Annotated in this window: 5 protein-coding genes; 3 read left to right on the top strand and 2 right to left on the bottom strand. The window is 36.3% G+C overall.

The genetic code is table 11. From position 1 onward, the window contains the following. Positions 1-241: 241 nt before the first annotated feature. The 3 genes from IPJ53_10445 (at position 242) to IPJ53_10435 (ending at position 13,657) form a co-directional block, all read left to right on the top strand. Positions 242-4,612 carry a T9SS type A sorting domain-containing protein gene (locus tag IPJ53_10445; GenBank protein MBK7799524.1) on the top strand — a complete coding sequence of 1,457 codons (4,371 nt, stop codon included), beginning with the start codon at positions 242-244 and terminating at the stop codon, positions 4,610-4,612. 140 nt (positions 4,613-4,752) lie between these two features. Further along, on the top strand, positions 4,753-9,261 hold the full coding sequence (locus IPJ53_10440; GenBank protein ID MBK7799523.1) for a T9SS type A sorting domain-containing protein: 4,509 nt from the start codon (positions 4,753-4,755) through the stop codon (positions 9,259-9,261). Positions 9,262-9,394: 133 nt separating this feature from the next. Continuing rightward, a complete protein-coding gene (locus tag IPJ53_10435) occupies positions 9,395-13,657 on the top strand; it encodes a T9SS type A sorting domain-containing protein (GenBank protein MBK7799522.1) in 4,263 nt (1,420 codons plus the stop codon). Positions 13,658-13,788: 131 nt separating this feature from the next. Here IPJ53_10435 and IPJ53_10430 read toward each other — a convergent pair whose 3' ends face one another. Together IPJ53_10430 and IPJ53_10425 are read right to left on the bottom strand one after the other, a co-directional pair. Further along, on the bottom strand, positions 13,789-14,502 hold the full coding sequence (locus IPJ53_10430) for a response regulator transcription factor (GenBank protein MBK7799521.1): 714 nt from the start codon (positions 14,500-14,502) through the stop codon (positions 13,789-13,791). A 5-nt stretch (positions 14,503-14,507) separates the two neighbouring features. Next, a complete protein-coding gene (locus IPJ53_10425; GenBank protein MBK7799520.1) occupies positions 14,508-15,566 on the bottom strand; it encodes a histidine kinase in 1,059 nt (352 codons plus the stop codon). Between the last annotated feature and the right edge of the window lie 97 nt (positions 15,567-15,663).

Below are 15,663 nucleotides of genomic sequence, written 5' to 3'. Positions count from 1 at the left end.
TGAAGTGTTTTTAATATGTATATATTAACTATTTTAGTCATGAGTACAATTCCGGACCTCTTTTTTGGAACACTACTTGCACTTTATTGCGAAGATTAGATCAAGTGAATTCAGGTCACTCGTGCCCTGATATTATTTGATCTGGTTATATCCCCCACAAGTATATCCCCCATGGATCTGTGTTGCCGGCGCAGAGTCATACTGATTTTGGCAAAAACGAATTTACAAAACTTCATTTTTTATGAAAAGACCGTTATTTACAAATTTTTCCTTTTCGTGGACTTTGAGAAGAATAATCCCCATGTTCTTATTGGTGGGTTCTTTCTCCATGTTAAAGTTGGAGGCACAGACATGTGCGACATTAAATTTGGCGCCAAATGCCTATGTGTGCCAGATTAACTCTCCGGCATCTTATTTTATTAACAATTTTGACATTGCGAATGGTTATTCGTTCCAGATAATTTCTGGGTCAGCTACAATCGTTCAAGTGTTACAGACAGTTCAAATTACCTGGCATACCCCGGGTGATGTTGTATTTAGGATGGTGGAAACTCCTCCATTGTTGTCTTGTACTCCTGATACATTTCGTATTAGAGTAGGGGCATTGTCTGCACCACAGGTGAATTGTAATGATACAGTTAATCTTTCATTAGATGAATTTTGTCAAGGTGTTGTAACTCCAGAGATGGTAATTGAAGGCAACGGGTTTAATTATGCGGATTACAATATCGTTGTAAGAGACCCGATTACTAAAATTACAATTCCTGGAAGTCCAAATGTAAATTCAAGTTATATCGGGAAATTTCTTGAAGTTTCTGCCATCCACCGATGTTCAGGTAATTCTTGCTGGGGTGTTTTAAGGGTAGAAGACAAACTTAAACCTATTTTAGCATGCAGAAGTGTAATTGTTAATTGTGGGGACGGAATTTTACCTACTTCACCGGGTGTTGGTTTTCCCAAGCCAATTGGAGCACCAAACCCAACCGCAGTAGTTGGAAAGCCTAATACATTTACGAGTGCATCTTCATTTTATGATAATTGTGGGCCTACGTTATTTACTTATTCTGATCGTGAGGTTCAAGTCGTGTGTCCACCGGCTGTAACATATATTGACACTGTTTTTAGGGATTGGACTGCGACAGATTCATATGGTAATCAAACAAAATGCACTGACACCATTTTAATCAGAGCTGGCTCTATAGCAAATATCGTTTGTCCCCCAAGTTATGATGGAATTGACCCGGATCTTGGTGGGCCTCTTCCAAAAAATCCAGACCCATTACAATGTAATGCAAATTTTGCAAAGGATGGTAATGGAAATCCTCATCCGAGTGTTACAGGATTTCCTACAGGTGTAAATTGTAGGAATATCAATTATACATATACAGACATAAAATTAGGAGTTTGTGTTGGGTCGTACAAAATTTTAAGAGAATGGTTTATTGCAGATTGGTGTACTGGTCAAGATACAACGTGCATTCAATTAATAAAAGTTGTTGATGATAGAGGGCCAATTTTAGTGTGTCCTTCAAGAGATACTGTTGTGACGGCTACTCATTCCTGTTCTGGATCATATGATCTTCCTTTGCCGAGAATTATAGGAACTGAATGTTCCAACCCACTTAGTTATGATGTTTTAGTAAAGAGGGGAGTACCAAATGTAATTCCTTCTTCACTAGAAGCAACAAGAGATGGCGTGACAAAAAGATATGCAGGTACAAATTTGATAGGTTTTCATATTGAAGATCTGCCAGTAGGGTTGTCCTGGCTTTTTTATATAGTTACAGACGCATGCGGAAATTCAACTGAATGTGCAACTGAGATATTTGTTGAAGAAAAGTCAAAACCAACACCAGTGTGCCATCAGGAAACTGTTGTAGCATTAACTGATGCAGGCACTGCAAATGTTTTTGCAGTTTCATTTGATGATGGGTCTCACGATAATTGTGCACTTGATTCATTTAAAGTAAGAAGAATGAATCCATCACCTTGTGGTGGATCTGGTAATACATCTTTTGCGGATTATGTTGATTTTTGTTGTCAGGATATTGTGAACAACCCTATTATTGTAATACTGCAGGTAAAAGATAAGGCTGGGAATACAAATGAATGTATGGTTCTTGTAACCGTACAGGATAAAAAACCTCCAGTGGTTACTTGTCTTCCAAATATCACTGTTAGTTGTGGATACGATGTTACTGACCTTAATAAATTTGGATACTATAGAAGAAATGAATCTGATATAAAGCAAATCATTCTTAATGATCCATCAAATTCAGCATGGGTACAACCGCATCTATGGGGTTATGATGGATTGGTTATTGAAGATTGCAATCTTAAAGTAGATTCATCTATAAATTATTCAATTAATAATTGCGGTACAGGTGCAATCACAAGAAGGTATACTTTTAGTGATGATTTTAATTCACCATACACATGTGTCCAAACCATAACATTAAATAACTTTAAACCATACAATGGAGCATCCATTAAATTTCCTGTTGATACTACACTGGAAGGATGTTTGAGCAGTGTTGATTCAAGCGTGACGGGTCGACCAACATGGCCTGCAAATATTTCTTGTGCAACGATTTTGACTACTTATGAAGATGAAGTATTTAGTCTGGTTGAAAATGTATGTTACAAAATATTGCGAAAATGGACGGTAATTGATTGGTGTAGTTACAATCCATCTACTGGTGCAGGACGATGGACTGACGTTCAGGTAATTAAAGTAAAAAATACTCAAAAACCATTTTTTACAAGTTCATGTAACAATAGAAATTACGATGCAATTTCTGGTGAATGCAATGGATTTGCAGAATTGATTGCAACAGCAGATGATGAGTGTACAGATGATCAGGATTTAGTTTGGTCTTATAAAATTGACCTTGGTAACAATGGAAGTATTGATGTAAATGGTGCTTCAAGTGATGCAAGTGGAGTTTATCCAGTGGGTACGCATAAAATTACCTGGACTGTGGAGGATAGATGCGGAAATGTGACTACTTGTACCTATTTATTTACGATGGTGGATCGCAAACAACCGACTCCTGTTTGTCGTGCTGGAATTATTACAGTAATTATGCCTACCACTGGCCAAATTACTATTTGGGCAAGTGATTTAAATGCAAATAGTTTTGACAATTGTACAACAGCCGGTAGATTGAGGTATTCATTTTCTTCCAATCCGTCCGATGCATCAAGGACCTATTTCTGTGCGGATCTTGATCGTGGTATATCCAAGACATTCGAAAATGTATCTGTGTATGTGACAGATGAAGCTGGTAATCAGGATTTTTGCACAACTAAGGTAATTATACAAGATGGTTTAGGAAATGCATGTCCGGACAATTTAGGTGGTGGAAATACTACTGCAGGTTTGGTTTCAGGTACCATTTCTACCGAACAAAAAAGTTCATTGCAAGAAGCCATGGTTTCTATAAACGGAAACATGCCTTCTATGCCTAAATATCATATGACCCAGCAGGATGGACAATATGCATTTGCATCAGTTCCGCTTTCTGAAAACTATACCATTAAAGCGGTAAAGAATGATGACGCATTGAATGGGGTTACCACAAATGATATTGTGATTATACAAAAACACATTTTAGGAATCGCGCCTTTGGATAATCCATATAAATTAATAGCAGCAGACGTAAACGAATCAAAGAGTATTACAGCACGGGATATTGCAGATTTAAGAAAATTAATTCTTGGTATCACCAGTGAACTATCCATTAAAAAATCATGGGTGTTTGTTGAATCAAATTATAAATTTTCAGACCCAACCCAACCTTGGTCATATAGTGATGTAATCAAAGTGGACAATTTAAAGTCTGATATCTCAGAAAATAATTTCGTGGCGGTTAAACTTGGAGACATAAATGGCAATGCCAAAGCCAATCAGCTGGCAACTGTTGCGTCAAGAAGTTATGCAGAGGCAACATTACAAGTCGGTGAAACGAAATTTCAAAATGGAGAAGAAATCATTTTACCTCTGAATTTAAATGGATTGAATATGCTAACCGGATTACAGGTAGAATTTGAGTTTGATCCTGCTAAGCTTGAGCTTGTAGACATTAAATCTGGTGCATTAACTGTAGAATCTTACAATTACAATCATGATATGATATCTAATGGTAAAATTCGTATGAGTTTTGATCAGGCATCCGGAGTGTCTTTTGAAAAGGAATTGTTTAGTTTTGTTTTTAAAGCCGTTGGTAGCGGGGAATTAAGTAATTCATTTGCCTTAAGTAACGAAAATTTTTCATCACAAGCTTATGGTGCTCAAAATGATGAGATAAACCTTAAGTTATCATTTTTAGATTCCAAATCTGAAGTAAAAGGATTTTATCTATATCAGAATAAACCAAATCCATTTAGTACATATACGGATATTTCTTTCCTTTTACCGGAATCCGGCTTAGCCGTGTTAAAAATCTGTGATGTAAACGGAAAGGTTATTAAACAAATAAGCAGAGAGTTTAAATCTGGCTTAAACAATATCCAGATTAATAACAAAGACTTAAATCAGACAGGAATATTTTATTACATCCTTGAAACGGAGAATAATAGGGCAGTAAAGAAAATGATCCTTATTAATTAATTATTTAATTTATAATCCCCCCAATTTATTACCCTTTTTTACCACATGGTATTCTCGAAGGACCGTTTGAGGATCTCAGAAATTGTCAGATTAAAACTCAATAAATGAAAAATATTAATACAAATAAAAAATTATTCAAGATGAGCGAATTATTTACTTCGACACAACTTTCAAGCTTAAATAGAAGCACAAGTAGGCTTAATTTAAGGCAGTGGGTTGTAATGTTGTTGTGTGCCTTTGGAATAAGCATTCAACTAGAAGCTCAGTGTTTTACCGTTACAAAAACCTTGTTGGGTGTCGCACCTGCAACCAGTGGGATTCAGGGAAATATTGATGTTACCTACCAAATAGTAGTAACCAATACCAACTGTTTGATCGCTGCGAATATGGATGTGCGTGACAATGCAGGGTTAGGGTCTAACTTTGGTACAGCATTGGTTGGTGTCGTTGGTGCGCCTGTTTTGGTTTCTATTGATAATCCATTACCTAACAAGGGTGGAATTATCAATCTAGCCTTCACGGGAAGAGCCCCTAATGACAATCTTACAGATGGATCTGGATTTCTACTATTAGGAGAAAGAGTTATTTACCAGGTAACCTTTCAAGTTAATCCAAGAGCTGCAGGTGCTCCTTCTACACTTAACAATGTAGTGACTGTAAATAATTCACTGCCTACTCCTGGTGGGGTTGCAACTTCAAATGTATCTGCGATACCAAACTGTTGGACGAATTGTCAATTGGCTTGCAACAATACTGTTCAAGTTTCTGTAAACAGTATGTGTGAAGCTCAGATTGTATCTCAAATGATATTGGAAGGTGAATCTACTGAATGCGCAGATTTAGGCTTTTATCAAGTGACCATTTATTATAATAATCAACTAGTCACTTTGCCATTAGGGCAATCCTGGATTGGAAAAAAACTAAGAGTCAATGTGAAAAACATAGTCTGTGGAAACAGCTGTTGGGGGAATTTACTTCTTGAAGATAAAACTCCACCCGTACTTGTTTGTGATCCGAGAGATACTTTTAGCTGTGGTATTAGTATCGATCCAATAAATCTTGGGTTTCCAGTAAATCCTGCATTTGTAAATACAAATGTTTATCCATATATCGTAAATGGAATTGATGCTTGCGGTACAGTAAGTTTGAAATATCGTGACAGTATTGTGAGGTATGATTGCTTGAATCGTGCTTTAAGTGCAACAATATACAGAACATGGTGTGCCACTGATCCCGGAGGATATACAAATTGTTGCACAGACACTATTGATTTACAGAGAGGTACTATCGCAGATATTACTTTGCCTCCTCATTTTGATGGGCAACCGGGCAATCGACCTGCACTTTCTTGTTCAGGTAAATGGAAAAAACTATTTAATGGTTTACCAGATACTTCTGAAATTAAAAATGATTTGATCACCGGCGAATTAATTGGTGGAACAGGAAGGCCTTTAGGTATTTTCTGTGGCAACATTCAATTTGATTTTAGTGATGATACCATTGCTGTATGTCCCGGTACTTATAAATTATTAAGAAGATGGTTGATTATAGACTGGTGTGATCCGAATAATCGTGTAAATTTTATTCAACTTATAAAAGTTGTTGATGAAAGTGCACCTAAAGTTATATGCCCTACAACTATTACAATTAGTACAAATCCTACAACTTGTACCGGTTCTTATATTTTACCTGTTCCGCAGGATTTGTTACCAGGCATCATTCCGGATAGTAGAATTCCATATGTATTGGAAAATTGTTCAAATTGGACTTATTCGGTTTCACATCTGGCTGCAATTGATCCTAATGATTGCACCCCGGATCCAAATACTACAGGATCTACAAAAAATATTACTCGCTTACCTGATGGACGATATCGTGTAGACAATATGCCTTTGGGTTGTAATTGGATTTATTATACGATTTGTGATGCTTGTGGAAATTGTACACCTTGTACCTTCGATATATTTGTTGAAGATAAAACGCCACCAGTAGCGGTATGTCAGCAGAAAACTGTTGTTTCCTTAACCTCTAATGGCTGGGCAACTATACCGGCAAGTGTATTCAATGGTGGTAGTCATGACAATTGTGAAATGGGTTCATACAAAGTAAGAAGAATGAATTTCGGACCATGTGGTATCGCAGGAACAACATTTGCAGATTCTTTGGCATTTTGTTGCTCAGATATCAGAAATAATCCAATCAGAGTTGTGCTTAGAGTTTTAGATAAAGCAGGAAATAGTTCAGAGTGTATGGTCGATGTAATTGTTCAAGACAAACTTCCTCCTGTAATTACTTGCCCAGTTGATACTGTGGTAAGTTGTGAGACTGATTTAAGTAATCTTAACGTATTCGGAACTGCTACTGCAACAGACAATTGTGGGTTTGACATAAGTACAAGAATTGAAAATGGTTTATCCAATTGTGGAGTCGGTGTAATCACTAGATGGTTTATTGCAACAGATGATGGAGGAAGGAAAGATTCCTGTGCACAGACTATTACTGTAAGAGATACCATGCCTTTTAGACTGAGTGATATTATATGGCCTGCTGATTTAGTAATTACAGGTTGTAAGAATAGCGTATCAACAGATGTAACAGGTAAGCCAATTTATAAAAATCAGGATCATTGTAATCAGGTGGTTGCATCATACAAAGATCTTAGTTTTAATTTCGTCGAAGGTGTTTGTTATAAAATATTGAGACAATGGACTGTTATAGATTGGTGTACTTATGATGCACATAATCCAACTAACGGAGTGTGGTATCACACACAGGTTATAAAAATAAATAATACCAAAGCGCCAGACTTTACAAGTTCTTGTGATGACAGAGAACTTTGCATAACAGAAAATTGTGCGGTGAATGCATCTTTCAGTGCTACTGCAACAGATGATTGTACGCCACAAGATGAGTTGCTTTGGTCTTATGCTTTGGATAAATTTAATAATGGAAGTGTTGATGCAAATGGATCGAATCCAAGATTCAATGCGTCGCTTGAAGTAGGAACGCATAAAGTCACATGGACCGTAAGTGACCAATGTGGCAATAAGTCAACTTGCAGCTACTTGGTGAAAGTTAGGGATTGTAAAGCACCAACTCCTTATTGTAATCCAGGCATCATTACTGTAATTATGCCTAGCAATAGGGAAGTAACCATTTGGGCTAAAGATTTTGACTTGGGTAGTTCCGATAATTGTACGCAAGCTTCAAATCTAAAATTTTCATTCAGTCCTGACATCACAAACATTTCCAGAACGATCCGCTGCAGCGATATTGACAATGGTAAATCTGATACTTTTAATGTAGAGGTATATGTAACAGATGAAGCTGGAAATCAAGATTTATGTCGTACAACTCTTATTGTTCAAGACAATCAAAATGTTTGTCCGGATAGAAATGTCAATTCAACTACTGTTGCCGGTTTGATCACTGTGATTAATAATACAAAAGCCGAAAGTGTACCTGTTAAAGTAATACAGGAAACTACGGGGGAAGTGTTAGAGCAAATGACCAATCAGGATGGTAAATTTAGTTTTGTTGATCTGAAAATGGATGAAAGCTATTTTGTTAAGCCTGCCTTGGATGTAGATCCTTTGGAAGGTGTTAGTACCAAAGATATTGTGATGATTCAAAAACACATTTTGGGAATTCAGGAATTACCAAGTCCGTATCAGTTAATTGCAGCAGATGTGAACAAATCAGAATCTGTAACAGCAAGAGATCTTGCTGATCTTAGAAAGTTAATCTTAGGAATTGCAGAAGGATTTCCAAATAACACTTCTTGGAATTTTGTAGATTCAAAGTTTGTGTTTGATCCTTCTAATCCTTACAAGTATCCATCTAGTATAACTTTGAAAGATGTGGATCATGAAATGATGGAAAACAATTTTGTTGCAATAAAGACTGGAGATGTGAGTGGTGAAGCAAGCACAGGATTAGGAAATTCTGCAAACAAACGAAATTTGAAAATTTCCGGTCTTGAAATGGAATTATCAACATTGCAGATGGGACAATCATATACTATCCCAATCTATGCATCTAATGATATGAGTGCTGTTGATGGTTTCCAATTTGAGTTGAAAGCTTTAGAAGGTTCCTTGATTTTTGAAGGTGTTGAAAGTGCTTTAATCAATGTTGATCCATCTCATTTTGCAATCAAGAATCAGCGACCAAGTGAAATGCGCATGTCTTGGTCTGCTGACAAGACAGTGTCAGTTGAAAGGGGACAATTACTTTTCTATTTAAAAGTTAGAGCGCTTCAGAATATGGAATTGAATGGCAATACATTAAAGTTAAGTCAATCAGGCCTTCATGCAGAATTGTACATTGCAAATGAAGAAACAGATTTGAAATTATTGTTTAGATCTGAGGAGCAAAAACCGTTAGAAGGATCTTATGAATTGTACCAAAACATTCCGAATCCTTTCACTGGAAATACTACCGTCTTTTATAGATTGCCTGCTGACGAAAATGTTAAGTTAAGTATATTCGATATGTCTGGAAAATTATTACAGACTTATAATCTCACAGGAAGAAAGGGGATTAACACTTCTGAAATTAATATAGAAACTGAATATAGCGGAATTCTATATTATCAATTGGATACAAAGAATTTCATTGCCACACGTAAAATGGTAGTTATAAGATAAACGGTTCTTGGGTAATTTGGCTAAGCCGGGAGCCGAAAGGTTCCCGGACTCTAGCTAATATCTAAGCTTAAAATCAAACTAACCGATTAAAAAAATGAACATGAGAAATTCAATACAAAATAAAACTGGTCTTATGAATCCAATTATTACTAAACCTTGGGCTGGTCTCAAACTATTGCTTGCAACAGTATTGTGGATGGCTCTAAGTTACAACTCTCAAGCACAATCCTTGGTGGCACAGTTCGGAACTGACACCAGTGTGTGTCCTAACAGTGCATCCAGAGTTTACAACATTAGTCCTGCCGCCGGAGCATGGACATTTAGTTTGCCTAATGGAGGTGGAACAATTGCATCTTCTTCTGCGACTTCAGTTACAATAAACTGGGGATCAGTAGGTGGCACTTTTTATGTGAGGGCCACAGACGGATTCACCGTTTTACTTCGCAGTGTAGTGGTGGAAGGTGACCTTGCTTTGGCTTGCGACGACCTTGTAAATGTTTCGTTGAATGACCGTTGTGAAGCACTGATTACTCCTTCTGTTGTAATTGAAGGCAGTAACTATCCTGATGACAGTTATGCAGTAACGGTGTATAATACAGATGGAAGTATCATTCCTGGTAACTTGGTGAATTATTCACACTTAGGAAAAAAACTGAGAGTACATGTAAGGCATATATGTTCAGGTATTACCTGTTGGGGATATATTTTTATTGAAGATAAATTTATACCTAATCTGACTTGTAGAACTGCAGATATTAGAGTGAATTGCTCTGATGATGTAAGTCCGGCTTCTTTAGGATTTCCTGTGCCTCCTTCTGCGACCATCACTCCGGTTGTCGGAGACAATAAATGTTTTACAGTTAGGGGATTTGATCTTTGTTGTGATGTAGAACTATGTTATTTTGATATTTACACAAAGTATGGCTGCAATCAACCGAATTATGCTCAATATGACAGAACATGGGTTGCAAAGGATTGTAAGGGAAACACAACTACTTGTAAAGAAAGAATATTGGTTCAACAAAGTACTTTGCTAGGTATCGTATGTCCACCAAATTTTGATGGTTTTACCAATCCTGCTTTAAACTGTGATGATAAAGAACCGGCCTCCGGACCTTATCCATCAGGTTGGAATGCCTTAGATAATGGAAATCCATCTCCTTATGATTATGTCAATGCTGCTGGACAATTAATATGGAGGGGTACAGGATATCCTTTAAATGTAAATTGCGATCATCTTGCTGTGTCATATAGGGATCTTAAGATTCCTATTTGTGGCAATTCATTTAAAATATTCAGAAATTGGAAAATTTTTGACTGGTGTACAGGTCAATATATTGAATGCAATCAATTGATAAAAGTGGCTGACCACAAAGCGCCGATTATTGCATGCTCCAACAATTATCAAGTATTTCCAATGGACTATTATTCCTGTACAGGAACAGCAACGGTAAGTGGACCGGACTTGATACTTGATTGCAGTCCTACCACGTTGGCTGTTTCTTTTAAGAAAGCAGGCCCTGATGGAACTCCAGAAGATGGAGATTTTAGAACTGACGGTGTAACTTATTTGGGTGGTGGGAAGGTTAGAATTTCTGGATTGCCTGCAGATACTTCTTGGGTAAGATACACGGTGACTGATGCATGTGGTAATGAAACCAGATGTGTAGTGGAAGTGATAATTGAAGACAACCTTGATCCAGTTGCAGTTTGTGATGAACATACTGTAGTATCTCTTGGAGACAGCGGTGTTGCAAAGATTTTTGCAGCCAGTTTGGATCAGGGCAGTTTTGACAATTGTGCTGTTGACTCAGTATTGGTCAGAAGGATGAGTGATAATTGCAACATATTAGGCAACACAACATTTGGTCCATTCGTCAAATTCTGTTGCGAAGATGTTCAGCAAAGCCCGATTATGGTGGCCTTGAGAGTCATCGATAAGAATGGTAACTTTAATGATTGTATGGTTTTAGTCACAGTTCAGGATAAAATATCACCAGATATCACTTGTCCAAAAGATGTAATCGTAAGTTGCACAACGGATATTTATAATTTTGCAAATGTTGGACAGGCTACAGCTGTAGATAATTGCCCTGGCATTAAAATTACTTATAAAGATGATTCTACTGGATTTAAATGTGCTACTGGCGTAATCAATAGAAGATGGAGAGCTGAAGATCCGGGTGGAAGATTTGATTTGTGTGATCAAAAAATAACTATTGTCGATCCTAATCCATTGACATTTTCTCAAATTTCCTGGCCGGGGGCAGATATCACTGTGGCTGGTTGCAAAATCACTGATGCAGATCCAAATTTAATTAACTCTTTCCCTAGATGGGCTGCAAGACCTTGTGCCAATATTATCAGAGGATATGATGATGAAAAGTTTTATAATGTTGAAAATTTCTGTATTAAGATCATTCGTCATTGGAGGGTTATTGATTGGTGTCAATATGATGTAAATTCTCAAACGCCAACTGGAGTTTGGACATTTGATCAAATTATTAAAGTTCAAAATACCAGACCACCTACAATAGATCCGGTTAGCTGTGGCGTTAAAGCACCAGTATGTGCTCAAGGATCCGCTTGTTCGGCATTTGTAGACCTTTATGGATACGCGACAGATGATTGCACGGATACAACTTCCTTGAAATGGAGTTATACCATTGACTTCGATAACAATGGTTCAGTCGAAGTGACAGGTAATACAAAAAATGCTTCTGGAACTTATCAAAGAGGAACGCACAGAGTAAGATGGTCTGTGACTGATTTATGCGGAAATACCGGGACATGTGATCAGATATTTTCTGTTAAAGATTGTAAGGCACCAACACCATTCTGTAAAGCTGGATTAATCACTGTTGTGATGTCGTCTAATGGTTCAGTTACAGTTAAGGCAATTGATTTTAACGAAAAGAGTGAAGACAATTGTACTGCGAAGCCAAAGTTGAAATATTCCTTTACCGCTAATGTAAATGATACAGCAAGGACTTTTAGGTGCAGCGATATCCCTAATGGAATTTCAAGAGACACTTCTGTAAGGATATATGTTACGGATGAAGATGGTAATCAAGAGTTTTGTATCACAACACTAACTCTTCAGGATAATACAGGAAATGCATGTCCAAACAGATTGACCAATGGAGGAACTGTTTCAGGATTGATCAGTGCAAATACAAATGCTCCTTTGAAAAATGCAACCATAGAACTGAAGAAGTTGAATTCAAAAATGGGTGAGATTAATACCCCGGATGAAGGATTGTTTACCTTTTTAGACCTACCTTTTGGTGAATCATACGATTTAGCACCTTATAAGAATGATGATCCGGCCAATGGGGTATCTACAGCTGACATTGTAATGATTCAGAAACATATTCTTGGCCAGCAAACATTTGATTCTCCATATAAATATATTGCTGCAGATGCCAATAATTCAGGAACAATAACTGCTGCAGATATTTCAGAGTTAAGGAAACTGGTCTTAGGCGTGTCTGACAAATTTAAAAACAATCAGAAATCATGGAGATTTATTCAAGGTGGATTTAAATTTGAAGATGAAACCAATCCATGGTTAAACAACGGATGGCCTGAATTTATACATGTTGATAACTTACAAGGGGAAGTTAAAGACAATAATTTTATGGCTATTAAAATTGGAGACATTAACTATACGGCAAAGACTAACCTGGCACTTGCATCACAAAGCAGAACTGCTGGTAGAATTTATTTTGAACTGGAAGATAAGTCATTGTTGCCAGGTGATCAAATGAGAATTCCCGTCTTTGGTTCATGGAACAATAGAATATCTGGGTTCCAATTGTCATGGAAATATAATCCGAATGTATTGGAGGTTGTTTCTGTTCAATCCGGTCAAGCTATAATTACGGAGGGAAATTACAGTCTGTTAGAAGGGGAGAAGGGCATTTTGTCAATGAGTTGGAATGGCAACGACCCTATTAAGGCATCAAGTAATTTACCTTTGTTCTATATCATTGTCAAATCTAATCATACAATAAATCCTGCCAATGATTTTACTGTCGCGAATTCTGGAATTGAAGTCGAAGCTTATACAGATGAATTGGAAATATTGGATATTCAACTTAGAGATCGAAGTTCTCACAAAGAACTTGTGAAGTTTGAGCTATTCCAGAATACGCCAAATCCTTTCGGCGACAAAACAAATATTGCTTTTTATACCCCAGTTCAGTCCAGTGCTTTGATAAAAATTCATGACCTATCCGGAAGATTGTTGCTTGTGAAGCAAATTAAAACTTCGGTAGGGGTGAATAATGTTCAAATCGATCAGAATGAATTCAGCAATCATTCAGGTGTGTACTACTATACCCTGGAAACCTCAGAATTTGTTGCAACTAAGAAGATGATACTATCTAAATAATCATTGTTAATCAATCGGTTTAGTGAAAGTGTCCTTTGATCCCAGAGGGCACTTTCTTATTTTTAATAACTGCTGAAAAATGAAAGGCTGTTTAACAGGAATAACAGAATTTTTTTAATTTATTAATAAAATTATAGTTTTCTCTTTTCAATCATTTTTTCTATTTCTTCCTTGTAGTTATTACCTATAGGAATGTGTTTGTTTTGTCCTTTTTCAATAATCTCTATAGCGTTCCCTACAATTGCGTTAATTCTGTTGAGATTGACAATGAACGATCTGTGAACTCTAATGAATTTAGTAGATGGAAGTTTTTCTTCCAGGCTTTTCATGGTTTGTAGTGTTATAATTTTGTTTTGGTCAGTTCTTATGATAACATAATCTTTTAACCCCTCTATGTAGAGGATTTCACTAAAGTTTACTTTGATAAGTCTTTTATCTGCCTTGACAAAAATATATTCAGTATTTTGTTCAATTTCAGGCTTAATGTCAAATTCATTTTTTTCAAACAATTTATTGATGGATTTTACAAACCTTTCCATGGATATTGGCTTCAACAAATAATCAAGCGCATTTAACTCAAAACCTTGGACAGCAAATTCAGGATAAGCTGTGGTGAAAATTACTTTGGGTGGGTTTTGAAGTGACTTTAAGAAATCAGTCCCCAATAATAAAGGCATTTCTATATCTAGAAACATTAGGTCTATCTTTTCAAGTTGAAGCACCCTGTTGGCTTCTAATGCATTTGAACACTTTGCCACCAAATGTAATTGGGGAATTTGGGATACATAGGCCTCCAGTATTTCAATCGCTAGAGGTTCATCATCTACAATCAATGTTTTTATCATAAAGATTAATTTTTGTTTGAAATAAAAAGGAAGAGGTGAATTTCATAGGAGTCAGGAAATTCTGATATTTTTAATGAATGTAAGTTTGGGTAAATTAGCTCCAGTCTCTTTTTTACATTTGTGAGCCCTATTCCACCAATTTTTTTACCTGTAAATCCAGGCATTAATTGAGATTTGGAATTTTTTACAATAAATTCAATGGTGTCATTTCTAACTATAAAACTTACTTTAATATAGGCTTTTTCTAAACTAGTTTTAAGTCCGTGTTTAAAACTATTCTCAATAAACGGAATGAAGAGGAGTGGCGCTACTTTTGTGTTGTCAATGTTGCCTGTCACTTCAATTTCAATGTCTGCATTTTTACTTAATCTTATTTTTTCCAGCTCTATATAATTTTTTATATAAAGAATTTCTTTTTCTAAAGGAACTACTTTTTCATTGCATTCATACAACATGTACCTCATCATATCAGAAAGTTTCAGAACAACCTCTGGAGCATAATCGGATTTTTTTAAAGTAAGAGCATATAAATTATTCAATGTATTGAATAGAAAATGAGGGTTGATTTGATTTTTCAAGAATTGTAATTCCGTCTGGATGTTTTTTGTGATGAGATCTTTTTTTTCTTTTTGAACCTTAAGCCAGTCTAATGGAATTCTTACCAAGGAAGAAATGGCTGTTATAACCAACAAACTGATAAAACTAATTTTGGAATCAAGTACCCATTCAAGACATTGTATTTCATATGTCAAGCATAATTGTTGGTTGAAGTAAACTTTGATGGGGGTTAGAATAAGCGCCATCCCAATGATGAAGCCGGTGTAAGTTATAATGGATTGGGATTGAATTAATCTGGGGAGTAAAATCCATAGGTTAATATTAACTGTGAGGACAAAGAAAATGGTGTTTCCCAGGCTCCAGATAGCAGCCAGGGCCTGAGGCCATGTGCTTGGCGCTATATAAAGCCAGATCGTATAAAATATGAGCCAAAAGAGAATTTGGGTCCATGTCCAATTGGTATGGCCGGAAATCTGATTGAGTTTAATTTGTTCTTCAGGACTCATATTATTGCAATATTAATGCAGGTGTTTAATAATTGAATTGTTTTTTCGATTTAATGCACCATTTCATAGACTATTTTTAAAATAAGTCATATCGGTA

It is taken from the genome of Candidatus Vicinibacter affinis (assembly GCA_016714365.1).
Classification (GTDB): Bacteria; Bacteroidota; Bacteroidia; order Chitinophagales; family Saprospiraceae; genus Vicinibacter; species Vicinibacter affinis.
This window is presented reverse-complemented; position numbering and strand designations above follow the sequence as displayed.